Source organism: Pseudoalteromonas sp. N1230-9 (assembly GCF_032716425.1).
Lineage (GTDB): Bacteria > Pseudomonadota > Gammaproteobacteria > Enterobacterales > Alteromonadaceae > Pseudoalteromonas.
Genome location: NZ_CP090420.1, coordinates 295,607 through 322,090 on the forward strand (window position 1 = coordinate 295,607; position 26,484 = coordinate 322,090).

The window sequence follows — 26,484 nt, forward strand, 5'->3', positions numbered from 1 at the left end:
GCACAGCTAGTTACTAAGCTCGCTTAGAACGTATAGGTTGCTTTTACGTAGTAGAAACCGCCGTTAATACCAAACGGAGAGGTTTCGTAGTACTTACCACCCCAGTTGCTATTTGGAATGCCTGTGTTATCAAAGAAATCGAGTTTTTCAGCTTCTTGGTCAAACAGGTTTTGTGCACCAACAGAGAAACTGATTTCTTCAGTTAAGAAGTACGTTACTTCTGCATCAATGGTTACAGCTGCATCAGCTGTTTTAGCTGTTGCGTCGTAATCTACGTGCACGCCTTGGTATTCACCGAAATAGTTCACACGTGTAAATGCAGAGAAATCTTCCCACTGTTGCGCCCAGCTAAGTGTTGCGCGGTGATTTGGTAAATCATTTTCAAGACGGCTTACTTTAAATTCGCCTGTGATTGGGCTTGATTTAGTTACTTCAGTGTCATTCCAGTTATAAGCTAAGCTGAATGTAGAGCTACCACCTAACAATTCAGTTGCATAGTTGGCTACTAGGTCAACACCTTGCGTTGTGGTATCAAAATCATTGGTAAAGAAACTAACTTGGGCAAGATTTTGTACGTTAGGTACACCTGCTGCCTCTAGTGTGTCTTTATCCGCTTGGCTTAGCTCAATTTTGTCTGATTGACTGATACGGTCATCAACTTGAATGTTGTAATAATCAACCGTTAAGAATAAGTCACCCAATGTCCAAACTGCACCAAATGTATAGCTTTGCGATTCTTCTGGCTCAAGCTCTGTACCACCTAATTGCACTGCAATTGGGTTTGTTGGTGGTAATAGGGCAGAATCTACTAACACACCACTGCTTAGGTTTGTTTGCACGTTACTAACGTTAGCCTGACCAACGGTTGGAGCACGGAAACCTGTACTTAATGAACCACGAATATTTAAGTCTTCAGTTAAGTGGTATTGCGCTGTTAATTTGTAGTTAGTGGTTGACCCAAAGGTGTCATAATCTTCGTAACGAAGTGCTAAACCCATTAAAAAGTCTTCGGTAAATGGTGCTTCAATATCGACGTAAGCTGCGTAGTTACGACGTGTGTATTCACCAGCATCAGATGGTTTGAAACCTGGGAAACCATTTGAGCCAATACCAAAACCTTGCTCTGTTAAAGGACCCGCAGTAAAAGAAGCCACATCACCTGAAACAACAGTGAATGTTTCTTCATGCCATTCTAAACCACCGGCAACGTTTACGTCGTAAGCTAAACCAAAGTCAAAGCCTTTTGATAAATCAGCGTTAAAGTTCTTTTCTAACTGTGTGTATTTACCAGGGCTAAAGTCACGCGGGCTTTCAGGGCCAAGCGAAGCATTGATTGTATCGTAAATGAAATAGCGAGATTCATTAAAACCAACAGAACCACTTAAGTCGTAGTATGCGCCTTCTAAAAAGCCGCTAGTTACTTCGCCTTTAGTACCAATTGTTAGTGCAGTATCTGTAATGTTACCGCCAAAGTTAGGTGTAAAACCGCCTGGTAGAATTTCATTAAATGCAAAGCAGTCAGGGTTGTTAGCAACACCGTTAATGTAATCGGGGTTATCTAACACGTTGTCATCAATCATGATATCAGTCGGACAGTTGCCGCTCATGTCGCCAGTTAAATCACCAACAAGTAGCGTTTCGCCGCCGTCATTTGAGTACACACCTGGGCGAGTATGTGGGTTACGATAGTAGAAACCACCGCGCACATCACGCTCAGAGTAGTTACCAAACATGTAAAATTGCGATGTATTACTTAAATCGAGACCGATATTACCGAAAATTGAAATATCGTCATCAACTTCTGGTGCCCCCCAAACTTGCGCTAGAGGAGAGACATCAGGAACACCTGCATCAGCAAGTGCAGCTGCATCAGGACGCTGAACTGAGCGACTTGTTGCGTCAGCCGTTTTGTATTGGAAGCTTAAGTTTGCAAAGCCATCATCAGTGAAAGGAAGACCTACATTACCAGAGATTTGCGTGGTATCGCCATCGCCTTCATAGTATTCACCTTTACGGATCTCAAAAGAGCCGCCTTCAGAGGCATCTTTTAATACAAAGTTCATTACACCCGCGATAGCATCAGAACCATACTGTGCAGCAGCACCATCACGAAGTACTTCAACTTGTTTTAGAGCAATACTAGGAATTACTGAAATATCAGCACCCTGAGCACCGTCATTAATACCACCGCCTAAAAATGCAATAACAGAAGCACGGTGGCGACGTTTGCCGTTTACTAATACTAATGTACTGTCAGACGGTAAGCCACGTAAGTTGGCAGGGCGAACAAGTGACGCAGCGTCACTGATTGGGTTTTGATGCACATTAAAAGACGGAACTGAGCCTTTTAATAGCTCAAGCATGTCTGTGTTACCTGCTTTCGTTAATTCTTCACCACCGATAATATCAATAGGTACCGGTGAGTCACCAATTGAGCGTGGTGCTGAACGTGTTCCCACAACAGCAATTTTTTCAACATTTTTATTAACTTTTGTTTCTTCAGCTGTCTGCTCTGCCGCAACGACCGAACCTGATACAAATAGACCAGCAGTTGTGGTTGCTAGTGCAAACTTAATTGCGTGATGTAGCGCACTATTTTTTAATTTCATTCTGACTTCCCCAGTTAGAATAGTTATGATTATGCCACCAAATAGGTATTTAAACTTGGTGTAAACAACTTATACCGACTGTAAATTTATTTTGCAAATTGTTAATGGTGTGTTGTTTTTGGTTGGGAGGAGTTTAATTTATTGTGATTATCTTTATTATGTGCATGAAAGTTAAGAAGATAAATTATTCTTAAATTGATTAAAAATAGTCAGGATTTATCGGTTTGTTAGAAAAAAAATTTAATTATTGATTGTTTGTATGATTTTTGAGCTAAAAACGGGTTGGAACGATTTACTTATTTTGTTGTGTTTTATTACTTAATTGCCATTGCTTTAATTTTTCACGGTATTCATCCCAAACACAAGGACAGCAACTACCTCCACCACAGCACTCATCTGGGGCAGGCTTTTGTGGTTTATTATCGCTGTGCTGGTTAGTTTCGTACATGTGAAATTTAAAATAGTAATAAAAGAACTGCAGGGTAATGTAAAAATTAATATAAGTAAATTATGCTTTGTGAAGTCCCCTTGCTGTGTGAGAATAGCAACATGCGATTATATAAAGTCATTCATAGAGCCCCGTTTAGGGTGGCTAAAATTACAAAAAGACGTCAGCAATTACGTTTCAAGCGCGCTATGGTGGCACTAAAAATTGCACTTGCCCAAGAAAAGCAAGAAACCAAAGAAATGTTGCATATCTACAAGCGTTACACCCAAGGCAATGCCAGCAAAGAAGAATTACACACTGCTAATGAACAATTCTTAGATATTTTAAAAGGCTTGGGTCTTGGCGTCTTTGCTGTTTTACCCTTTGCACCAATAACGATCCCCTTAGTTGTAAAGTTAGGTCATTGGGTTGGTGTAGATGTTTTACCTAGCTCTTTTAATATCAACAAGTCAATTAAAGAGATCGATCAGCAAGTAGCCAAAGAAGAGGCCGAAGAGAAAAATCAAAAATAATTTTTATTTCTTTGATTTAGCTAAATAGCTTGAATGCTATACCTTTTGTTGCTTGTTATTGGTATGCTTAATTATCTTTTCTTCATTTAGAGTCGTTTAATGAGTTCATTAATTCGTCATTCTTCATCGGGTATTCCTTTATCTTTCGTTGAAAAAGCGCAACTTTCAGATTGGCTTGAATCACAATCAAAGGCACTGCAAAATTGGCTTGCTAATTGCGATTTTAAGAATAAAGGTTTGGCTTTGGTTGCCGACAGTGAATCCGGTGAGCTTACTCACGTTTATTGTTTAGTGGCAGATCTTCAAGATTTTTGGTTAGCCGGTGAGCTATCGACAAAACTGCCTGCTGGTTGTTACCAAATACAAGGTGAAGAAAAGTTCATAGAACAGGTTGCGCTTGGTTTTATGCTAGGCGGCTATGAATTTAGCGAATACAAAGAGAAGCCTTCACCGCGCGCGCAATTAGCAATTACAAATAAAAGCCTTGTTGAGCGATTAACACAACAAGCAAATGCGATTAATCTTGTTCGTGATTTAGTAAATACGCCCGCTGCAGATATGATGCCTCAGCATCTATCTCAGGTAATGGCAGACCTAGCCGACACCTACGATGGTGATTTCAGTGAATGGGTTGGGGATGAGCTTTTAGAACAAAACTACCCAACTATTCATATGGTGGGTCGTGCGAGTGAAAATAAACCTCGCTTGCTAGATTTACGTTGGGGAGCACAAGATGCACCTCAAATAACGCTAGTAGGGAAGGGGGTTTGTTTTGACTCAGGTGGTTTAGATTTAAAACCAAGTTCGGGCATGCGCAACATGAAAAAAGACATGGGTGGTGCTGCACACGTGATTGGTCTTGCACAGTTAATCATGGCTGCCAACCTGCCTATTCGTTTACGTGTTTTAGTACCTGCGGTTGAAAATGCCGTATCACGTAATGCATTTAGACCAGGCGATGTGATCAAAACACGTAAAGGGATCACGGTTGAAATTGACAACACTGACGCTGAAGGTCGTTTGGTCTTATGTGATGCTTTAGCTGAAGCGCAAAATGATAATCCAGAACTTATTATCGACTTTGCAACGTTAACAGGCGCATGTCGTATTGCCCTTGGTACTGAGTTACCTGGTTTTTTCGCGAACAACCGTGATGTTGCCAATAAATTATTAGATGCCGGCGAAAGCTGTCATGACCCAATTTGGCAACTTCCGCTGTTTGATCAATACAAAGCACTATTAAAAAGTGATGTGGCAGATATTGCCAACTGTGCGTCAACTCCATTCGGCGGTGCAATTACCGCAGCGCTTTATTTGAAAGAGTTTATTGAACCGAGCACGCCTTGGGTTCATTTTGATGTAATGGCTTGGAACTTACGCGCATTACCTGGACGCCCTGTTGGCGGTGAAGCACTGGGTATTCGAGCGGTGTTTAATTACCTACAAGAGCGCTGTCAATAAAATTAAACTTGGTATAGCTCTAATGGCAAATCATCGGGATCGGCAAAAAACGTAAACTGCTTCCCGGTGATTTCATCCTGCCTAATTTCTTCAACTACAATTCCATGCTGTTCTAAATATGCTTTCGCTTTAGCAATATCAGCAACTTTAAACGCTAAATGGCGTAATCCCTGAGCCTCTGGATAGCTTGGCCTTTGTGGTGCATCAGGAAAAGAAAATAATTCAATCTGACTGCCATCAGGAAGTGCTAGATCTAGCTTATAAGAATCACGTGCACTGCGATACTGCTCATGAATGACAGGCAGTTTTAAAATTTCTGTATAAAAATGCTTTGAGTGAGCGTAATTACTACAAATGATAGCTGCATGATGAATGCCTAACAATTCCATTGAAACCCTCACAAAAAAGCGCGACTATTGCCGCGCTTATATCTAATTTAATTTGAATTATTCAGTGCCTTTACATGCAGCTACCGCAGGAGCCACTAACTCTAGTCCTGTTTTATCACAAGGTGGTAAAGCTGCGTCAGACTTCGCTATTGGCGTTACGCGCTCCCCCCATTTTATGTAGCTTGCAGCCCACGTTAAACCAGCGCCAAAGGCAGCAGACATTATATTTGAATGCGGCTTGATTAAGCCTTGTTCTACGGCCTCACAAAGTGCGATGGCAATTGTTGCTGCGGAGGTATTGCCGTAATCCGCTATGTTAACCATTACTTTTTCGTCAGCAACTTTTAGGCGCTGTTGAATTGCTTGGATAATGCGTAAGTTAGCTTGATGAGGTACTAATACATCAATATCATCAAGTTGTAACTGTGCTTGGTTTAAAACATCATCACAGGCTTCACTCATGCCTTTTACTGCACGTTTGAAAATTTCACGGCCTTCAAATAATAAATTAGACGGGCCAATTGGTTGGTACTTGTTAAGATCGCTACCAAAGTTTTCGATGTGAAGAATATCTCTGTCTTCGCTATCACAACCCGTTTTGGTTGCAAGCAAACCAGACGGTGTATCTGACGCTTCTAACACAACTGCACCAGCGCCATCGCCAAATAATACCGCACTGTCACGGCGAGCCCAGTTTACATACCAAGTCATACGCTCAGCAGCAATAACGACAGCTTTTTTGATCATGCCTGCACGAATTTGTGCGGTTGCAGCTTGTAATGCATATAAAAAGCCTGAACATGCAGCGTTGGTATCCATCGCTGCGGCGCCTACCGCACCAATATTTTTTTGAACCAAAGACGCTGTGTTAGCAACCATCGTTGAAGGGGTACATGTAGCTAATAACACCAAATCAATGTCTTTAGCGTCAACACCAGCACAGGCAAGGGCTTGCTTTGCGGCAACAGTGGCTAAATCGGCAGTAGAAACATGACTGACACGACGAGATTTAATGCCTGTACGTGTTGTGATCCATTCATCATTGGTATCAACAATATTGCTAATTTCATCATTGCTGATGCTTGCTGGTGGTATACATTTACCCCAGCCAGTAATTTGGGCATAAGACATAATGTGTTCTCTTTATGTGGTCAGACGACTTTAATTTTTTCGAAGTTATATCAAAATTCACATCCTAAGACTAGCGTAACGCAGTTTCACATCGTAAATAATGGCATTTACTCGGTATTTAAGTTAAACCTAGTATAAAAAAGAGGCGATCATGAAAAAAATAAATCTAAAAATAAGCACATTATCGGTACTGTCTTTATTATCCGCATTTGCTGTTAACGCACAAACTACGATTATTTACGCTGGAAAAATGCTCGCAGGCACTGAGCAAGATGTAAAAGAGAAGCAAACACTTGTCATTGAAGACAACAAAATAGCAGCGATAAAATCAGGCTACTTAACTAAAGAGCAGTTAAATCTCAGTGATGCTGATCTTATTGATCTAAAAAATCAGATGGTATTGCCAGGTCTTATTGACATGCACGTACATGTTACGTTTGAGCGCGATGCAAAACGTAACCCACATAAATGGACCACCGAATACGAAGCAGATAATGCACTACGTTCTTTAAAGTATTTACAGCGCACCGTGAATGCTGGTTTTACCTCTGTGCGTGACCTTGGTAGTAGCTATCAAGTTATTTTTCCATTGAAGCGAGCTATAGAACGTGGCGATATCGTGGGCCCGCGTATTTTTGCTGCAGGAGATATGATCACACCAACGGGTGGTCATGCTGATATGCATGGCTATCGTCGAGACATCAGTGAAGCTGTAGGTGCGGGGTTAGGGGTCTGTAATGGGGCTGACGATTGCACTAGAGCAGTTCGTGATGTGATAAAAAGTGGCGCTGATGTGATCAAAATCACGGCAACTGGCGGGGTTTTGAGTAATACTGCCGCAGGTGTTAATCAACAATTTACCGATGAAGAGCTTTTTGCAATCGTTAATACAGCGCATCATTTGGGGCGAAAAGTAACGGCTCACGCACACGGTACACAAGGAATAAAAGCCGCATTAAAGGCGGGGGTTGATTCAATTGAACATGGCTCGTTTTTAGATAAAGAAACGATAAAGCTATTTAAACAGCATGACGCGTATTTGGTGCCAACCTTGTTAGCAGGTGCTACTGTTAAAAAAGAGGTTTTAAGTAATCCAAACATGCCTAAGGCCATAGCAGATAAAGTTGAGTTTGTGGCTCCAAAAATGCAAGCCTCATTTAAACTAGCGCTAAAAAATAACGTTAAAATTGCATTTGGTACTGATTCAGGCGTCTCTAAGCATGGTGATAACGCCGATGAATTTGCACTCCTTGTAAAGTATGGTATGACACCTACGCAGGCTATAAAATCAGCGACTGTTGAGGCGGCAAAGTTGTTAGGGCAGAGCGATAAGCTGGGTGACTTGAGTGTTGGTAAGCAAGCGGATATCATCAGTGTTAATACACACGTTCTTAATGATATAAGTCAGCTAAACAGCGTCAACTTTGTTATGCAGGACGGTAAAGTGCTCAAACAATAAGGGTAAAAATGAGCGGAAAAATTAAAGCGACGTTATTTAATCATTTGATTGATGCGGAAAGACAATTGTTAGAGCCTGAGGTGAGACAATCAACTGAGGCTCTTGATGCATTGCTCGATGATGATTTTATTGAGATTGCCGCAGACGGCACGTCATTTAATAAATTCCAAGTGTTAACCCGTCTACCTACAGAAGTTGTTCCACAGTTTTATAATCAACACTTTAAAGGCCGTATGCTGAGTGATGATATTGCGCAATTAAGCTATCAAGCTGCGTTTAGGCGTTCTGCGCGTGCAGAATTTAATTATTCTGTGCGTATGTCGCTTTGGCGTTTTAATGGCAAGCAATGGCAAATGGTCTTTCATCAAGGCACCCCCTGTGCTGTGTTTACTATTTCTATGGACGATGATTAAGTCTTAAAGAGTCCGCTATGCAAACCGATCCGGCTATAAGTCGTTTATTAGTACTTCGAAGTGCCGCTATTGCAGTGCAATTTATTGCGGTGATTGCGGTTTATTTTCTATTTGAATATCAGATTGCTTTACTGCCTCTACTCACTGTTATTTGCGTTGAAGCCGTTTTTCAACTGTTGAGTATTTTTGCTTATCGAAAAGTAACAAAAGCCAAGCCAACGGCTGTTTTAATGCAACTTACCGCTGACCTCCTATTTTTAACTATTTTACTCTCGTTAAGTGGCGGTGCAACGAATGCATTTGTCTCGCTATTGTTGTTGCCAATAATGATAGCCGCGGTTTCTGTGAATGCTAAGGGGCTTGCCTATATCGCAGTGTTAGCAATAGCTGCCTACAGTTTTTTACTGATAAAAATGCCTGAACACACCATGCACCAAATGCAGATGACGCATCACTTTATCGGTATGTGGATAAACTTTGTTATTAGTGCCATTGTTATCGCGTTTGTCATTGGCACATTAAATAGCACGTTAAGATCAAGAGAAGCCACTATTGCTCGAACCCGCGAACAGCAGTTAAGACATGAGCAACTATTGACACTCGATGGTGCCGCAGCCCAAGTGACACATCAATTAGCAACACCGATTGCCAACTTACAGTTGTTATTCGAAGAGCTGCAAGAGCAACAGTCTGATGATCCTATTGTACGAGAAATGGCTAAGCCATTAGCACAATGTAAAGAACAACTTGAGCATTTCAGAGCACTTTCAAATGCCTTAAGAACCGGCGAAACTCAGCAGGTGATTAGCGCCGAAACATTACAAAACACCATTCAAGATGCTATGACACTGCATTTTCCTGAGCAACGCTTACATTGGCTAAATGATGCGCCCAGGTGCTCTATATTAAGTGATGCCATGCTGTTGCCTGCCATTTTAAATTTATTGCAAAATGCAGTCTCGGCGAATAATAATAACCAGCAAAATACTATTGAAGCCGATTGGCAAAGCGATAAGCAACAACTTTCATTGTCTTTACGTGATTTTGGTCAAGGCTTTAGTGAGCAGCAAATGGCATCATTAGGTGGTCAGCTAATGCCAAGTAGCGCAGGTATGGGTATGGCAGTCATGCTATCTAATGCGACCTTAGAGCGCTTAAATGGCTCATTAACACTATGTAATCACCCTAAGCAAGGTGCCATTGCGATGGTTAGTTTAAAAATTGTATGAAACTTTTAATTATCGAAGACGATGTAAATCTTGCTAATACATTGGCAAGACGTTTTGCAAAACAGGGTTTTGAATGTGAACTTGCTCATAGCAGTGAACATGCATTTGAAAAAGTTGCCGCTTTTAAGGCAAGCCACTTTTTGGTGGATTTAAAACTTGGCGATGATAATGGTCTTACATTAATTAAACCAATCAGAACACAATTTCCAACGGCTCGAATAGTGCTATTAACAGGGTTTGCTAGTATTGCCAGCGCTGTCGAAGCTATTCGTTTAGGTGCTGACGACTACCTGCCAAAGCCTGTCGATTTTAATTCATTATTAAAAACCATGTTAGGTGACACTGAGATAAGCTCATCACTGAGTGACACTCAGCCGAGTCAGGTTATGTCGCCTGAGCGCCTTGAATGGGAGCATATTCAGCATGTGCTGCACAGGAACGAGGGGAATATTTCCCAAACAGCTAGGCAATTAAATATGCATAGGCGTACGTTACAACGAAAATTACAAAAAAAGCCTGTTCAGCAGTAACTCCAAACTGCTCACCTTCCATTTGTCCCATTTTATTTGCTGCTTTGTGGATCCTTAACTACATTCAGAAATAATCACTAGCTGTATGAGTCTTGGTGTATGGATTTTTCAGAGCTTAATTTTTTGGCTATCTTATTTGCTGCACTTGCTTCCTTTTTACTGGGCGCTGTTTGGTATTCTCCATGGTTATTTAAACGTATTTGGATGGAAAGTTGTGGCTTAACCGAGATGGATTTACAGCAAATTAATCCTTTTCGTGTGTTTGGCGGCAGTTTTATTCTATGTTGCGTCATTTCTTTTACCTTAGCTTTGTTTATTGGAAAGCAAATAAGTGTTGGTTTGTCTGTTGGAACAGGTTTTATGGTAGGACTATGCTGGGTGAGTAGTTCACTTGGCTTGTGCTACATCTTTGAGCAACGGCCATTAAAATTGTTTTTAGTTAACGCTGGTTATTCAATTCTACAATTTTCAGTTATTGGTTTGGTTTTGGGTGTATGGCCTTAGCCATGTTAGCATAGCTCGTCAAATTCAAGTGATGAGAGGTTCATGGCTAAACCCAATAAAAAAGGGCCGACAAAAACGGTCGATATTTTCTGTAGTCAATGTAAAACACAGTTATTCAAATATCGAAAAGGTGGCAAAGGCGCGCTGGTTAAATGTTTTATCGAGCGCATAAGTCAAGACTTTACTTCTAAACAGGGTGTATGTCCGCAATGTGAACGCCCGTTTGCACGCGAAACGATGATCCGTGGTGCACCCGCATTAAAAATTATTGGTGGCAAGGTGACCCATAAATAGAATTTAAAATACGGACATTTATCCTCGTTTATACATTTTGTTTTGATACCATTACTCGGTTTGCTGTTTCAACGAATGAAATCAACCCTCCCCATGGATTGGGCCAGTTATTTGGGTATAAACAAATTGAATATAATGGACGCATAAACGTGATAGCACTTTTATTTGATATTATTGGCATGGCAGGTACATTTCTAGTTGTTGGTGCTTTTTTCTTACTGCAACTAAACAAAGCATCTCCTACGGGGCTTGTTTACAACATGATGAACTTAACAGGCGCGATTTTGCTGTTAATTAGCCTGTGCTACAATTTCAACTTAGCCAGTTTTGTTATTGAGATCTTCTGGATTGCTGCCTCTGTAATCGGGCTGTATAAATACATCAAAAACAAACGCACAGACAGCGCAAAGCAATTTAGCTAGAAAAGTTTAATAATCTCTTTGTGGCTAAGAGATAAAAGCTCATTAATTACGCATTTAAGCTATTGTTAATGAGCTTTTTTGTGTCTTTAACTATAAAAATATTGCAAGCGTGTCTATCTTTTGTATTAATAGTGTAAATGGTGTGTTGCATGTCAGCACGTTGCTTTGATACAGGTCTTACGCAGCAAATGTTTTTAAGATGTTCAGCAATTCTCTCACTTTCTTTGTATTCGGCCGCTTCAGCTGCTGAACTGGTGAATATTGAGCAAGATTTATTTAGCCTAAGCTTTGAAGATTTACTCAATGTGCAGGTTGATATCGCTAGTAAAACGAATGAAACCCTTTCTTCAGTTCCCTCAACGATGAGTGTGTTTACTCGAAAACAAATACAGGCTTTAGGGGTCGATAATGCCTATGAGGTGATGAACTTTGTTCCTGGCATGCAATCAACGCGAGGAGACTGGGTTGGTGCGGTACCTAAAGAACATGCACGCGGCGTCTATTTAGATAATGGTAATGTCTTAGTGATGATCAATGGAGAGCGAGTCAATGAATCATCATTTGGTAAAGCATCAGTTTACATGCCATATATTCCTATTGATATTATTAAAAAAATTGAGTTTATAAGAGGTCCAGGCTCGGCCTTGTACGGTAGTAATGCGTTTCTTGGTGTGATGAATATTGTCACAAGTAAAGATCGTAATTCAATCAATCTGCTTGCTGGTAGTAACGGTCGTCTTGGGGTGACTGGGCAGTTCCACAAACAATTTAACGAACAAACATCTGCATTTTTTTCATTTTCTTATGACAAAAAAGACGGCGAGAAATACTCACAAGGCGTAAGAGATCCTTTAGAAGCTGTTTATTTTGAAGCTGGGCTTGATATTGAGCAACTTGAACTGCGTGCCCGATACAACAAAACAAAACTGGATGAATTTTTAAATCTTGCTGGTTACTCATCTCAAAACCAACACACAAGTGATAATCAGTTTTTAGGTGCCAACTACACATGGTTTGAAAGCGAGAATTTAACCATTGATAGCCATGTATCTTATACCGAACATGCTATTTCTAGTGCAGGCTTAATTGCGGCTTTTACTGATATACCCGATTTTTTACTTGGGCCTAAGTGGCAAACGACAGACACTAAATTTGATACCGAATTAAACTACCAATTTGATAATCAATGGCAGTTAGTAGCGGGTTTAGAATATGCTCAAGCTGAGCAGGTAGAGGCGGGCGTTAGAACCACCTATTATGATAGCGAATCTGAACTAGTCATAGTTGCGCCAGAGTATTATCAACAAGGCATTGTTACTGTATTAGACTTTCCTGAATTTGACTCGTTGAAATATACTTTTGAGACGTACAGTGCCTATGGGCAGGTAAAAATTCCTTACTCTGATACGTTAACGTTTTTTGTTGGAGCACGTTATGACAACGTTAAGAACATTGATAGTAAATTATCACCGCGCTTAGCAGGTATACTTGTTATTAACCCTCAACATACATTAAAAGTTCAATATGGCGAGTCGTTCAGGACGCCTGTCACTAATGAGTTATTTTCAAACGACAATGTAACCATTGGCAATCCTTCACTTAGCTCTGAACAAATAAAAACGACAGAGCTTGTTTGGCATTACGAAACTGACAAATTACAAACGAATACAGTTTTGTTCTACAACGAATTAAATGACTTTGTAAACGTAGAACCTTACGAAGGAAATGAGGCTTTCTTTACCTTTGCTAACTCATTTAATACGCAAAATAGTGGTGTTGAGCTAGATGGCGTATGGCAAATTGATGAAAACCTACGCTTGTCTGGAACTTACACGCAGTACTTCCATGATCCAATTAACCCTAGCTTTAAGCGATTTGCTAGTTTAATTACCAGCTACAATCTTTTTGATAACTGGCAATTCAATTTAAATGTAATTTGGCGTGATACAGTAGAGGTAACTGCTGAAAATGGCGATTACTTTAAACAATCTGCATATAGTTTACTGGGTGGAAGTATCAAATGGCAGTTAACGGATAAAAGCCATTTAGCCTTAAAAGCTGAGAATTTATTTGGCAAACGCTATGACGTTTTTGATCCTCGCGTTGCCAGTGGTGCTGTCGCTGGAACAACCGAAGAATTATCGTTACACTACCAAGTCAAATTCTAGTAGTGTTATGACTTAAGGTCACAATGTCATCGTTAAGTAAAAAATTAGTGGGCGCGGTAGCGCTGTTGGTGTGCTTATTAGTACTTGTTTTTTACTTTGGTAGACAACACGATTTTGATAAAGCCAAGCAGCAAAGTGCTATTCAAGCGTCGCAATTGAGCCATTACTTTTCAAGTGAATTGGCTCGCTTTGCAACTATCCCCTCCCTTGTTAGTGCAAATAACTTAGTTAAATCGTTCGTTTCGAATAATAAAGTTGGCGAGCAAGCCGTTAATTATTATTTAGAAGATATTCAAAGAGCCAGCGGAGCATCGGATGTTTACTTAATGGACTTAACAGGCTCGGTCATCGCAAGTAGTAACTGGCAAGTTGACTATACCTTTTTAGGAAGTAACTTTGCGTTTAGGCCGTACTTTTATTTAGCTAAAAACAAACAAAAAGTAGCCTACTTTGCCCTTGGAATGCGTTCTAGTGAACGAGGCTTTTATTTTTCGGAACCTGTGATTGAAGATGGCAAAGTAATTGCCGTTGTCAGCTTAAAAGTCAATGCAAAAAAGTTTGAACAAGATCGCCAACTACTAAATACATCTCAAAGCACACATTTTTATATTTCTTTGCCCGATAGTGTCATCGTGATGTCTGATGTAGCAAGTTGGCGTTTGACTTCGTTGAATAAGTTAAGTGAACAAGAGATGGCTAATCTCATTGATTCAAGGCGGTATTTATCGCACATCCCAGAAAGATTAGCTTATTCAGGGCAAGCGCTTAGCGAAAATGTTGCATTACAGCGAATTATGCTCAACGATAAACGCGCAAGCTTTGTTGCCGCATCCCAAAATATCGATATTATTCAAGCGAGAGCGACTGTGCTGGTTGATATAAGTCATTTATCTGCGGCACAAATCCCCAGACTTTTATGGTTTTGTGTATTTTATGTTGTTGTTGCGGCGTTAATTCACATGTCAATGGTGAGGTTTGCTGGCTATAAAAAGTTACTTTTTTCTCGTCATAGCCTGGAACAAGAAGTCATCGAACGCACACAAGCATTAGAGAAAGCACAAAAGGCGCTTATTCAAACCGCTAAGCTTGCGACAATAGGGCAGTTAAGTGCAGGTATAAACCATGAAATAAACCAACCACTTAGCGCGATGAATACTTATTTGGTGAGTGCCAAACGCCTGCTTATAAAAGGCGATATAGCGCGGGCAAGTGAAAATCTCGTTTTAGTTCAGTCATTAATTGAACGCGTTCATAAAATTGTTGCACAACTTAAGCACTTTAGTAAGCCATCACAGACTCAGTTGCGCCAACATAGCCTCGCCCAGATGTTAAAAAATGCCTTGATGATCGCAAGCGCGCAACTTAAGCAAGATGCCGTTACTATTAAAAGCGCAGCTATCGATGAGCATATAAGCGTGTGGGTCGATAGCGTTAAGTTTGAACAAGTTTTGGTGAATGTAATAACCAATGCCAGCCAAGCTATGTCTGAGTGTTATCAGCGAGAGTTAAGTTTCGAATTAGAGTTATTTGATAATCGTGTGAAATTATCGATATTAGATACGGGGCCTGGTATTGATCAGCACGCCTTAGGAAATATTTTTGAGCCATTTTACAGCACTAAGACCAGTAATGGTTTAGGGTTGGGTTTATCAATTTCACGGCAAATAATAGACTCATTCAATGGCCGCTTAAGTGCCCATAACCGGCCTGCTGGTGGTGCCCAATTTATTATTACATTGCAAACGAATAAGGAAACACAATGAGCTTAGTTACGGGGGCTTGTAAGCAAGTCATTGTTATTGATGATGAGGCCATGATCCGAGATTCATTGAAGCAACTACTGGAAATTGAAGGCTATCAAGTGCAATGTTTTAATGAACCTGTGAGTGCTTTAACAAAGTTAAGTCGCCGCTTTGAGGGAGTTGTTTTAAGTGATATTAATATGCCGAAAATGGACGGCTTGGCTTTTCTTGAGCAAGTAAAAGCATTTGATAGCGAATTACCCGTTATCTTTTTAACGGGGTTTGCTGATGTCTCTGTTGCCGTAAAAGCCATGCAACTTGGCGCCTATGATTTATTTGAAAAGCCACTCACAGAGCAACTGCTTGACTGTCTTGCTCGTGCTTGTGAAAAGCGTGCTTTAGTAATGGAGAATCGCGCATTAAAACTCGCAGTCGAAAAAACCTCTGCCCCTGGTGTGCGTATTTTAGGCGAAACCGAACAAATGCAGCAAATGATGCATTTACTCAATGCCGTGATAGATACGCCCGCAGATGTATTAATTGAGGGAGAGACAGGTACCGGTAAAGAGCTTGTGGCTCGTTACCTACATGATCAAAGTAATCGTTCTAGTGCTAATTTTGTTGCTATTAACTGCGGCGCTATTCCAGAGCAATTAATCGAGAGTGAATTATTTGGTGCGGCCAGTGGTGCATACACAGGAGCGACTCAGTCGCGCCAAGGTAAGTTTGAATTTGCCAAAGGTGGGACCGTTTTTCTAGATGAGATCGAATCAACACCGGCAAGCTTACAAGTAAAGTTACTTCGTGTTCTTGAAGAAAGGAGAGTTACTCCAGTGGGGGATAACCATGCAATTGATCTTGATGTGCGAATTGTTGCAGCGACCAAAGTTGATTTGCTAAAACTGGTCGAAACGGGTGAATTCAGAGCCGATTTATACTATCGGTTAAATTTAGTTAAAGTCAGTATTCCTGCTCTTCGAGATAGAAAGGCAGATATTCCATTGTTATTTAAGCACTTTAGCTCGATTGCTGCGACACGCTTTCATAAGCCGCCCGCACCACTTAGCACCGAGGCTAAACAGCGGCTGCTCGCCTATGATTGGCCTGGGAATGTTCGAGAACTCAGAAACCAAGCTGAGCGTGCTGTGTTACTTGGCTCTGATTTAGCATTTGCTTCTTATAACCAAAGCAATAATGATAATGAACTTGCTCAGGATTTAAGCTTAGCGGAAAAAGTCAGTTTTTATGAGCAATCATTAATTGAAGATGCGCTAGAGCGAAATAATGCGAGTATCAAAAATACCATGGCCACCTTGCAGATTGCACGCAAAACTCTTTATGACAAGATGGCAAAATATGGAATCAACCGCGAAATGTTTAAAGACTAGTGTGGATTTGGTGACAACTAAGCGTTTTAATTGTGTGGAAAACCGCACGTTTTTCGCCATGTAAACTGATTAAATAGTGACATAACACTGTTATTAAAGGTATTTAATTTAACATTCTGAGTTGGCAACCAATTTGCCTCTGTAGTTAGGAACAGCAATTTGAACCTAATAACAGGGGGCACATAATGACAACAATATTAACTCAAACAAAAACATACCTAGCGGCGAGTGTGGCTATCGCCTGTTTTGCCAACTCAGCATTTGCTGCTGATTATGCAATATATGGTAAAGCAGAAGTCCAAATCGCAAACACAGATACAGGTGTTATGCGCTATGTCGATGAAGGTACTCAAATTGAAGCACCGTTTTCTCGAATTGGCATTAAAGGTAGTCATAAACTAACCGAGTCTTTAAAAGCCGTTTTCAAATATGAAGTGCAAGTAAAAGGCTTTGAGCATGATGATACTGACGAACCGTTTTCAGCTCGCAACACCTACTTAGGCCTTGCTGGCAATTTTGGTGAAGTGGTTGTTGGTCGTAATGATACCCGTTTTAAATACTCAGAAGGTAAGATAGACGGCTTTAACGAAACCCAAGCAGATATCGCGCAGCTTATTCCAGGCCAAGATCGTATTGGTGACACGATTACATACAGTTCTAAAACCTATGGTGGCGCATCTTTAGCACTTACTTATGCGCCTAAAGATGATAGCAGTAATGATGAGGCAGGTTTTGCTGCAACTATTATTTATGGTGACCGAGCATTAAAATCAAAAACATACTATGTTGCTATAAGCCATGTTGATGCGTTAAATAAATTAACAGCAAGTCGTGTTGTTGCAACTTGGAAGTATGACAATTTGCAACTGGGTGGTTTATTTCAACGCAGTGAATCTACCGACGGCATAAAAGAAGGGAATGGTTATGCACTCAGTGCTAGTTACACGATTGATAAGTGGTTACCAAAGCTTCAATACGTGAAAGATGACTCTAAAATCCGTCATGCTGAAGAGGGCAAGCAATGGACAGCGGGACTTGACTACGTATTTGATAAACAAACTACGGCTTACTTATTTTACACTGATTTAGATCTTGAACTTGAATCAGACAACAGTATTGCGCTTGGTCTTAAATACAAGTTCTAGGAGTTAGTATGTCATTAGTTAATCAAACAAAAGATGGTACACAGCCACGTCCATTAATGAGCACAGTTATGTTATTACTAGGCCCATTAGTGATGCTGTTAACGTGTTTTATTGAGCCACCTGCTGGTATGAGTGTGCCAGCTTTAAGAACGGCAGGTCTTGCTTTTTGGATGGCTTCTTGGTGGGTGAGTGAGGTTGTGCCAATTCCTGCAACATCTTTATTGCCTCTTGTTATATCCCCTCTTGCTGACATTGCAGCAATCAAAGGCGTCGCAGCACCTTATGCACACCCTTTGATCTTTTTATTCTTAGGCGGCTTTTTGATCTCCATCGCGATGGAGCGTTGGGGTCTACATAAGCGTATTGCACTCAATACCATGCTTCGTGCGGGGACAAAGCCAAGCCTACAAATTTTAGCCATGATGTTGGTAACGGCATTCTTGTCAATGTGGATGTCTAATACAGCAACAGCAGTGATGATGTTACCGATTGCGATGTCGATTACTATGTTGGTTAAGCAGTCAAACCCAGAAAATGACCAATTTGGTAAAGCATTATTATTATCAATCGCTTATGGTGCAAGTATTGGGGGTATTGCAACACTTATTGGTACTCCTCCAAATGCATTAATGGCCGCCTATTTATCAGACAGCTACAAGATAGATATTGGCTTTGCTGAGTGGATGAAAGTCGGTGTACCACTTGCGACCGTTATGCTTATTTTATGCTGGGTGTGGTTGACTAAATTTGCTTATAAAGTAGATACACAATGTGCAAAAGCGGCCAGTAAAGACACTAAATCACTCTTTTTGTCTCAGCTTCAAGAGCTTGGAGCAATGCAGCGTGCAGAGAAGGGCGTTGCCTTGGTATTTGCTTTAGCAGCTATTTGCTGGATCTTCAGACCTTTGATCGCTGACTACTCAGGGTTGAATGTATCAGATACTGGGATTGCTATTGCAGCTGCGCTTCTGTTATTTGTACTGCCTGCTAATAAAGGCGATGGTGAGCGTATCCTTGATTGGGAAAGTGCAGCGAAAGTACCGTGGGGTGTGTTACTACTGTTCGGTGGTGGTTTAACATTGGCAGCACAAATAAAGTCATCAGGCTTAGCTGAATACATAGCGCATATGATTGAAGGTGCCAGTGCTATACCTCTGGTACTGAGCGTATTAGCCGTAACCGCGTTAATTACTTTCTTAACAGAGATTACCAGTAACACAGCGACAGCTGCTGGCTTCTTGCCACTGTTAGGTCCGGTTGCTGAATCAGTATTTGGTACCCCACTTGTTTGGGTTATTCCAGCGGCAATTGCGTGTAGTTGTGCATTTATGATGCCTGTAGCAACACCACCAAATGCCATTGTGTTTGGTTCTGGGCAAATTCAAATGCGTGACATGATCCGCTCTGGTTTTGCACTGAATATTATCGCCATTGCGATGATCACCATAGTGACAATGACCCTTGTAGCTGCTGTTTTCGGCTTCTGAACAGTCAACGTTTAAACCAACCATCCAACCAATAAACAGCACCCAACTGGGTGCTGTTTTTCAATGTGTAATATTGCCCACAGAATTATAGAAGGTTATAGTCTGAACTTAATCTTTTAAGGGGTTCAATTTTGACGAATACTCAAATGGGTTTGATTAATCAATTCGAGCAGCTGAATAACGCTTTTTTATCTCAACCTTTCCTGCCAATACAGACACGTATAAACCTCTTAAAAACGATTAAAAAGAGGTTGATTGAGAATGAGCAACAGCTTGTTGCTGCTGCGAGTAAAGACTTTGGCTATCGAACAAGTTTTGATACTGTACTCGGAGATTTGCTCCCGACAGTTAAAGCGATTTCTGATACCATAAAACGTTTACCCAAGTGGACGCGTAACGAATCTCGTTCTGTTGGGATCAGCTTATGGCCTTCACATGCCCACATCCAATATCAACCTAAAGGGGTTGTGGGTGTTATTGCGCCTTGGAATTACCCTATTCAATTATCCCTTGTGCCTGTTATTAGTGCTTTAGCTGCTGGTAATCGGGTTATGCTAAAACTCAGCGAGTTTACCCCCCATACAAATGCACAGTTAACAGAAATATTCAAAGATGAGCTTGCAAGCCATTGTGTTGTAGTCGAAGGAGGCCCTGACATTGCCGCCGCATTTAGTGACATACCGTTTGCACATCTGTTGTTCACGGGTTCAACCTCGGTTGGTCGTAAAGTGATGCAATCTGCAAGTCAGCACTTAACTCCTGTGACCCTTGAATTAGGAGGTAAATCTCCCGTTGTTGTGCTTGATGATGTGAATATTAAAGCCGTTGCTCGCACATTATTATTTGGCAAACTTAATAATGCAGGTCAAATATGTGTTGCGCCTGATTATGTATTTGTTCCAAAAAACCTAGAGCACCAACTCATTCAGCAGCTTTGTGAACTTTATAAACAGCATTATCAGCAAGGTGTTGAAGGAAAAAATCTTACCTCAATAATCTCCGATGCACATTTTGCTCGTTTATCTAGCTATGTAGAAGATGCACAGGCAAAGGGCGCGCAATTGTTTACAGCTCACGAAGAGAATACGGCTGATGAGCTTAAGCATCGTATGGGTTTGCATATCCTCACTCAAGTAAGTGATGATATGAAAATAATGCAAGAGGAGATTTTCGGACCGATATTACCAATTATGACCTATGACTCACTCAGCCAAGTAACCACCTATATTAATGGTCGTCCGCATCCGTTGGCTTTGTATATTTTTGGTCATGATTCGACTGTCATTTCTGATCTTAGTGCGGCAATACGAAGTGGTACACTTGCGATTAATGATGTTTTGATGCAGGTAACAGCGGATCAACTACCGTTTGGCGGTATTGGTGAGTCTGGAATGGGGCATTATCATGGTATAGAAGGGTTTAAGACCTTTAGCCATGCTCGCAACACACTGGTATCAGGAAGGTTTAACCCACGCACATCAATGCTGTTAAAACAGAATAAATTATTAATAAAGCTATTAAAATGGATGTACTTGCGCCAGTAGGCGCAAGTACCAGAGATTACAGACGTCCATCAGGCGCATAGAGACCTGCTTGAATTTTAGCGTAAATGGCATCAGCCTTTTCTTTTGCTGCTTCAACCTCTGCTGGCATCATGTTTCGCTCGTCTAGTTTACGACTATGACTTGCATCCATATTGCCGTTGTATTCAGCAATTGTATTCCAAATATATGATTTTTCGAGATTCTTAGGAACGCCTAAGCCATCATAATACATCAGTGCCATATTAAACTGCGCCAGGGAAAAGTTGTTCGCAGCTGCTTTTTGATACCAACTCATGGCAGTACGGTAGTCTTGTAATACACCTTCGCCATTCGCGTACATCACACCTAAATTGTACTGTGCTGCAGGGTGATTTTTTTGCGCCGCCATTTCAAAAAGTGAAATTGCTTTTTCTTTATCTAGCTTCACACCTTTGCCTTCTTGGTAGAGTACGCCAAGGGCAAACATAGAGTCAGCATGAATTTTCTTAACTGCCTTTTGATAAAGCTCTGCTGCTTTATGGTAGTCACGTTTTACACCAAAACCACCTTCGTATAATTTACCAAGTTCATACATGGCAGGGGCATAACCTCTATCAGCCATATAATTATACGTCTGTAGAGCTTCTTCAAATCGTCCCTCATTAGCGGCTAGTTGGGCGTCTTCAAAGCTAGAACTTGCTGCTAAAGGTGAAATAATTAGCGCACCACAAAGTATGAGTGATTTTAAATTAGGCTTGAACATAGTCGGCCTCCAAATGTGTGTTTAAATATCAACTTTTATTGATAATTGCATTGCCATCGTAGCAAAGGGCGAAACATCACTTTTAGTTTAGACCCAACCACTTCAATTGCCCAATTTAGCTGCAATGGCATGCTTTAAAAATTTTAAGTAGGCCTAAGATACAGATTTTACAGAAAAATTAAAGAAATAAAAAAAGCCCTTAGCGGGCTTTTTCGTGTCATATCTACCGTCACCGATATGAGCAATGTAGCAAGTAAAGTGTAACGTTTTATGTCGATGCTCGGGTCGAGGAAGCAACTTACAATCAAGAGTTACATCTTGAACAAACTTGGCGAAGCAATATCAATCTTTTATAAGCATTGATTTTGCTGTGAGAATTTTGAAGTGAACCAAGTTGTTGATAACGATTATTACTTAGGTTCTCGCATTCGTCAATAGTTAAATGATAATTAATTTCATTTAAGTTGGCCAAATAATATTTACACAGTCTATTAACTTGCTAAAGTACTCATTAGGAACAAGGTTTAGTAAAAGAACAATGAACAATTTATTAAAATATTTCGTCATTTTATGTTTAGTTTTTGCCACGGTAGGATGCTCTGCCAGTTTTACATATAACAATCTGGGTTGGTTATCAGGCTTTTGGATTGATGATTATGTTGATCTAAATTCTCAGCAGTCAGACAAATTTAAGCAAATAGTTAAAACCAGCAGAGATTGGCACAGGGAAACACAGTTACCTTTATACAAGAAAGATTTAGAGAGTCTAAAATCGATGCTTGATGTTGATGTTAATCAACAACAGTTAAAACAACACTTCTTGCAAGCTAAACAACATTGGCAAACGTTAGTTGAAAAGCTTGAACCTGATCTGATCAATTTAGCAAACTCGTTGTCGATAGAACAGCGCACTGAATTTGTTGCTGCTATCCAAGCCTCAATTGACGATGAGTATGAGGAATATAAAAAGAAAACACTTGCAGAGCATAAAAAAGAACGCTTAGAAGAGAATCTTGAAAATTATAAAGAATGGCTCGGAAAACTCTCTAATGAGCAAAAAAAGTTAATTGAAACAGCAGCTAACGATCGAATTGAAACCTCTTTACTTTGGCTGGAATATAAGCAAACACGTTTGGATGCACTAAAACAACTCTTTACAGCAGAGAGTAAACGAGAAGATTTTGACCAAGCCCTAGTGGTGATAATTAATAATCGCAGTTTGTATATGAGCGAAGCGCTAATTAAGGCTGATGATGAGAACCTTGATAACTATGTGGAGCTGCTTGTCGCGTTAAAAGGAACCCTCACACAGAAGCAGCGACGTAACATTCATGACGAGTTTGATGAATTAATCGAACAAGTGAGTGATCTAATTGATGACTAAATAGGTTAATTCAAGGGCTTATCTGCTGATTTAAAAGTAAGCTACTAATTGAATCAGTATGCTAGATTCATAGAACTTTTCAGAATCGTGTTTTTACAAAGTACTTAAATTGTGTGCATTATTGCATTAAATAAAAATGTTCCGAAAATACAGGTTTCGCGTTAAAATTAGTCAATAACAAAGTTAATGAGATTAATAATGGATATTGGCGCACTGCGTGGCACCGAAGCTTTACGAAATAATGTTCTTAAATGGATGGGATTTTGTTTGGGGATCCTTGCAAGTATTTTTGCCCTTCTTAATCTTTTTATTAACGACTTTTATCTACTCGGTATTTTAGAAGTTGGTTTTGCGGCTTTTTGTTTTTATATTTACTGGTATACACGTAAGCACACTGGTCAATTGTGGCAATCGCTTACTTTGTCTGTTTTCCTAACTGTCTTAATCACAATAGGTACTTATTTCAGTAATATAAAGAGTTTGTTGTTCATTTGGACGTGCTCGTTACCAATTTTGTTTTACCTATTGCTAGGTAAACAATATGGCGTTGTTTTTTCGCTTATAGTGGCAGTTGTTCAAGCATTAATTCTCGGTACTAAGCAGAGCTTAGAGCCTTTGAATACGGTTAACTTTCTACTTAATTTTTCGTTTACCTATATTAGTATCTGGGCAGTGTCTCATACCTTTGAAAATAGTCGGGCAGAGTACGGAAAACGGCTTGAAAATTTAGCACTTTTAGACCCACTTACAGGGGCTGGTAACCGTTTAGCAATGACTCACTACTTTGAAGTGGATTTGGCTGATAAACCTGGCACATATGTATTAATGATCGACATTGATTATTTTAAAAAAATAAACGATCAGTTTGGTCATGGAGTTGGTGACCGCGTTTTAATTAATGTAACGGCTTTTTTTGCTGAGCAAATCAATAAAAACGTTATTTTCCGCATCGGCGGAGAAGAATTTGCTATATTCCTTTCCCATAGTGATCCGCAAAGCGCCTATGAGTTTGCGGACATGCTTAGGGAGAATTTATCAACGACGATTCACACTATTGATGAACAAGCGATAAACTTAACAATCAGTATTGGCGTTGCTTGCTATATGCCAAATCAAACGCTTAAAAACTTTATAAAACGTGCAGATGATGCGCTTTACCAAGCAAAAAAACAGGGGCGAAACAGGGTAGTAACAGCCTATGAGTTAAATCAACAAGTGCTTAAGTGTGATAAAGCGAGTTAAGATACTACGCACTGCCTTTGTACATGCTATCAAACTCTGGAATATTCGCTTCCCATATAGGGATATCTTTACCGATGAATTCACGCATCGCATCAAAGAATAACCGCGTTCTTACTGGTAAATCTCTGTGCGGATAAACCGCGTATACTGCGCTGTAATCGAGTAATTCCATATCGGTTAAAATAGGCACTAAGTCACCACGTTTTACTTCATCATCAAGAATAAACGCTGGTGCAAGAACATAAGCATTGCCTGAAATTGCCTTCATAAGAAGTACTTCGGCATCGTTAGCGCGAAAAACACTTTTAATGTTTTGCTCAACAACATCGCCTTTGGCATCACGATAGCGAATTCCAATAATGCGTTTACTTGGGCTCGAATAACTGGCAGCAGGCAGGTCTTTTAAATCTTCAACATGTTTTGGCATGCCGTAGGTTTCAATAAATTCCGGTGAGGCTAGTAGTAACATCCGGTTGCGGGCAATTTTACGAGCTATAAATGACGAGTCTTTTGGTTCGCCAACACGAAATGCCAAATCATAGCCTTCTGACACTAAATCAATCAGTCTGTCGTCTAAACGAAGCTCTACTTCAACTTGCGGAAAGCGTTTTTGAAAGTCATTAATTACTGGCTGAATATACCGTTTACCAATAATACTTGATGAGGTAATTTTTAATGTACCACGAGGTTCTTGATGATAATTCTCAGCAAGTCTTACTGTATCTGATAACAAATCTCTGAGTTCGGCTGCTTTTTTTACCATTTCAGCACCCGCGGCAGTCAATGAAAAAGAGCGCGTTGTACGATTGAGTAAGCGCACCCCTAATTCATCTTCAAGGCGGCTAATTTGTTTTGATATGACCGAGCGGTCTATATTCCTAGACTCTGCTGCTTTAGCAAATGAGCCTCGTTCAATCACTTCAAGCAACATTAATAAGCGGCTGGTGGTATCCATAGTAGTTCCTTAAACTTTATTGGTGCCATTCTGGCATTAATGAATTTAAAAATCTATCGTTTTTATCCGCTAATTAGTTCCGTAACATTGTCTCCAATCTATTAACAGGAGAGTCGTGATGAACAAATCTATTCTTGCAGTGGCGGTGACCATTGCGAGCTTAACGCTTGCAGGGTGTGGTACAGAAGCCAACCAAGCAGCCCAGCAACAACATTTACAACCCATTGACGTAGCAAAAGTACTTGTTAAGCCAGTGCAAAATTGGCACACCTATACAACGCGTTTAGAAGCGCCACAAGAAGTTGCACTTATGCCGCGTGTTTCGGGTGTTATTGATAAAATTAATTTTAAAGAAGGCGACAGCGTGAAAGAGGGTGATTTGCTTTTCACCCTTGATGCACGTCCTTTTGCAGCTGTGGTTGATAGCCTAAAAGCACAAATCGAAAGTGCTAAGGCAGCACTTGAGCAAGCTAAAAGTGAAGCCAAACGCGCGGAGCGCTTAACAGAGCGTAAAGCGATTTCAACTGAGCAAGCTGAATCTCGTAAATCAACGCTTAGACAACGCGAAGCGCAGTTGCTAGCACTACAGGCCGAGCTTACAGCTGCTGAACTTGATTTAGCATTCACCCAAGTGCGTTCACCCATTGATGGCGTTGTATCGCGTGCGAATATCACCAAAGGTAACAACGTACTTGCTGGTCAAAGTGTGTTAACAAGCATTGTGTCAAACCAGCAAATGTATGCTTATTTTGATATTGATGAGCGCACGTGGAACCAGTCATTTGCTGATGTAACAGCGCAAAGTGAACAAGCAGTTGTGATGCAAAAAGTGGGTGAAACCAGCTTTAACTTCAATGGCAAAATCAACTTCATAGATAACCAAATCAACCAAACTACCGGTACTCTTCGTGTACGTGCTGTGTTCGAAAACGATGAACAACAACTGCGTGCGGGTTCATTCGCTCGCATTAAGCTTGCAGCAGATAAAGTCAGTGAAAAAGTCATCGTGCCTGAACGCGCTATAGGAACAGACTTAAAGAACCGCTTTGTACTCACTGTGGGTGAGGGCAATGTTCTTGAATACAAATTAGTGACAGTAGGTGAGCGTTACGGCAGCTTACGAGCAATTACATCGGGTCTAAACGAAAGCGATGTGATTGCTGTGAATGGTCCTGCGCGTGTTGGCCCTGGTATGCCAATTTCACCAAACACAGTAACCATTAATAGCGATGGTATTGCGTTCACTCTTTCAAATAATCATTCAGATTTGGTTGCAAAACAGTAGG

24 protein-coding genes are annotated in these 26,484 nt (G+C 40.5%); 18 read left to right on the top strand and 6 right to left on the bottom strand.

Annotated features, from left to right (window positions below):
• Positions 1-23: 23 nt before the first annotated feature.
• A complete protein-coding gene (locus tag LY624_RS18720; protein WP_130152155.1) occupies positions 24-2,609 on the bottom strand; it encodes a TonB-dependent receptor plug domain-containing protein in 2,586 nt (861 codons plus the stop codon).
• Between the two features lie 292 nt (positions 2,610-2,901).
• Positions 2,902-3,057, bottom strand: a complete 156-nt coding sequence (locus tag LY624_RS18725) for an oxidoreductase-like domain-containing protein (RefSeq protein ID WP_130152154.1) — start codon at positions 3,055-3,057, stop codon at positions 2,902-2,904.
• A 101-nt stretch (positions 3,058-3,158) separates the two neighbouring features.
• Here LY624_RS18725 and LY624_RS18730 point away from each other — a divergent pair, with 101 nt between their 5' ends.
• On the top strand, positions 3,159-3,569 hold the full coding sequence (locus LY624_RS18730) for a hypothetical protein (protein ID WP_062567975.1): 411 nt from the start codon (positions 3,159-3,161) through the stop codon (positions 3,567-3,569).
• A gap of 99 nt (positions 3,570-3,668) precedes the next feature.
• Entirely contained in the window at positions 3,669-5,030 is a 1,362-nt protein-coding gene (locus LY624_RS18735) for a leucyl aminopeptidase family protein (protein ID WP_341804786.1), read from the top strand.
• 2 nt (positions 5,031-5,032) lie between these two features.
• Here the strand turns inward: LY624_RS18735 and gloA2 are convergent, their stop codons facing one another.
• Together gloA2 and LY624_RS18745 are read right to left on the bottom strand one after the other, a co-directional pair.
• Positions 5,033-5,419, bottom strand: a complete 387-nt coding sequence (gene gloA2, locus LY624_RS18740; protein WP_341804787.1) for an SMU1112c/YaeR family gloxylase I-like metalloprotein — start codon at positions 5,417-5,419, stop codon at positions 5,033-5,035.
• Between the two features lie 57 nt (positions 5,420-5,476).
• Entirely contained in the window at positions 5,477-6,550 is a 1,074-nt protein-coding gene (locus LY624_RS18745) for a ketoacyl-ACP synthase III (RefSeq protein WP_237115620.1), read from the bottom strand.
• Positions 6,551-6,701: 151 nt separating this feature from the next.
• Between LY624_RS18745 and LY624_RS18750 the strand changes: the two genes are divergently transcribed.
• From LY624_RS18750 to LY624_RS18810, 13 genes are all read left to right on the top strand, one after another.
• The gene (locus LY624_RS18750) at positions 6,702-8,009 is read left to right on the top strand and encodes a metal-dependent hydrolase family protein (protein ID WP_341804788.1); all 1,308 of its coding nucleotides are present in this window, start codon (positions 6,702-6,704) and stop codon (positions 8,007-8,009) included.
• 8 nt (positions 8,010-8,017) lie between these two features.
• Positions 8,018-8,422 (top strand): nuclear transport factor 2 family protein, encoded by a 405-nt coding sequence (locus tag LY624_RS18755; RefSeq protein WP_062567970.1) that lies wholly within the window; start codon positions 8,018-8,020, stop codon positions 8,420-8,422.
• A gap of 17 nt (positions 8,423-8,439) precedes the next feature.
• Complete coding sequence (locus tag LY624_RS18760; protein ID WP_341804789.1) at positions 8,440-9,651, top strand: ATP-binding protein; 1,212 nt, start codon at positions 8,440-8,442, stop codon at positions 9,649-9,651.
• Entirely contained in the window at positions 9,648-10,181 is a 534-nt protein-coding gene (locus tag LY624_RS18765) for a response regulator transcription factor (protein WP_130152146.1), read from the top strand. The genes LY624_RS18760 and LY624_RS18765 overlap by 4 nt, the downstream gene beginning before the upstream one ends.
• Before the next feature lie 99 nt (positions 10,182-10,280).
• Positions 10,281-10,685 (top strand): DUF1761 domain-containing protein, encoded by a 405-nt coding sequence (locus LY624_RS18770; RefSeq protein ID WP_341804790.1) that lies wholly within the window; start codon positions 10,281-10,283, stop codon positions 10,683-10,685.
• Between the two features lie 42 nt (positions 10,686-10,727).
• On the top strand, positions 10,728-10,979 hold the full coding sequence (locus LY624_RS18775; RefSeq protein ID WP_237118885.1) for a hypothetical protein: 252 nt from the start codon (positions 10,728-10,730) through the stop codon (positions 10,977-10,979).
• 149 nt (positions 10,980-11,128) lie between these two features.
• The gene (locus LY624_RS18780) at positions 11,129-11,401 is read left to right on the top strand and encodes a CBU_0592 family membrane protein (protein ID WP_341804791.1); all 273 of its coding nucleotides are present in this window, start codon (positions 11,129-11,131) and stop codon (positions 11,399-11,401) included.
• A 149-nt stretch (positions 11,402-11,550) separates the two neighbouring features.
• Entirely contained in the window at positions 11,551-13,569 is a 2,019-nt protein-coding gene (locus LY624_RS18785; protein ID WP_341804792.1) for a TonB-dependent receptor plug domain-containing protein, read from the top strand.
• 23 nt (positions 13,570-13,592) lie between these two features.
• Positions 13,593-15,332: a sensor histidine kinase gene (locus tag LY624_RS18790; RefSeq protein ID WP_341804793.1), complete on the top strand. Its 1,740-nt coding sequence runs from the start codon at positions 13,593-13,595 to the stop codon at positions 15,330-15,332.
• Positions 15,329-16,699, top strand: a complete 1,371-nt coding sequence (locus LY624_RS18795) for a sigma-54-dependent transcriptional regulator (RefSeq protein ID WP_130152142.1) — start codon at positions 15,329-15,331, stop codon at positions 16,697-16,699. Before LY624_RS18790 ends, LY624_RS18795 begins: the two co-directional genes overlap by 4 nt.
• Before the next feature lie 185 nt (positions 16,700-16,884).
• Positions 16,885-17,844: a porin gene (locus tag LY624_RS18800; RefSeq protein ID WP_341804794.1), complete on the top strand. Its 960-nt coding sequence runs from the start codon at positions 16,885-16,887 to the stop codon at positions 17,842-17,844.
• Between the two features lie 56 nt (positions 17,845-17,900).
• Positions 17,901-19,331 carry an SLC13 family permease gene (locus LY624_RS18805; protein ID WP_267136340.1) on the top strand — a complete coding sequence of 477 codons (1,431 nt, stop codon included), beginning with the start codon at positions 17,901-17,903 and terminating at the stop codon, positions 19,329-19,331.
• Positions 19,332-19,477: 146 nt separating this feature from the next.
• Positions 19,478-20,875 carry a coniferyl aldehyde dehydrogenase gene (locus LY624_RS18810; RefSeq protein ID WP_341804880.1) on the top strand — a complete coding sequence of 466 codons (1,398 nt, stop codon included), beginning with the start codon at positions 19,478-19,480 and terminating at the stop codon, positions 20,873-20,875.
• Between the two features lie 16 nt (positions 20,876-20,891).
• Here the strand turns inward: LY624_RS18810 and LY624_RS18815 are convergent, their stop codons facing one another.
• Entirely contained in the window at positions 20,892-21,617 is a 726-nt protein-coding gene (locus tag LY624_RS18815; protein ID WP_341804795.1) for a tetratricopeptide repeat protein, read from the bottom strand.
• A gap of 538 nt (positions 21,618-22,155) precedes the next feature.
• On the opposite strand from LY624_RS18815, the gene LY624_RS18820 reads away from it, so the two are divergent.
• The gene (locus LY624_RS18820; RefSeq protein WP_341804796.1) at positions 22,156-23,001 is read left to right on the top strand and encodes a DUF6279 family lipoprotein; all 846 of its coding nucleotides are present in this window, start codon (positions 22,156-22,158) and stop codon (positions 22,999-23,001) included.
• 186 nt (positions 23,002-23,187) lie between these two features.
• On the top strand, positions 23,188-24,243 hold the full coding sequence (locus tag LY624_RS18825) for a GGDEF domain-containing protein (protein WP_341804797.1): 1,056 nt from the start codon (positions 23,188-23,190) through the stop codon (positions 24,241-24,243).
• A gap of 4 nt (positions 24,244-24,247) precedes the next feature.
• Here LY624_RS18825 and LY624_RS18830 read toward each other — a convergent pair whose 3' ends face one another.
• On the bottom strand, positions 24,248-25,198 hold the full coding sequence (locus tag LY624_RS18830) for a LysR family transcriptional regulator (protein ID WP_341804798.1): 951 nt from the start codon (positions 25,196-25,198) through the stop codon (positions 24,248-24,250).
• A 118-nt stretch (positions 25,199-25,316) separates the two neighbouring features.
• Between LY624_RS18830 and LY624_RS18835 the strand changes: the two genes are divergently transcribed.
• Positions 25,317-26,483 carry an efflux RND transporter periplasmic adaptor subunit gene (locus LY624_RS18835; RefSeq protein WP_341804799.1) on the top strand — a complete coding sequence of 389 codons (1,167 nt, stop codon included), beginning with the start codon at positions 25,317-25,319 and terminating at the stop codon, positions 26,481-26,483.
• Position 26,484: the final 1 nt, after the last annotated feature.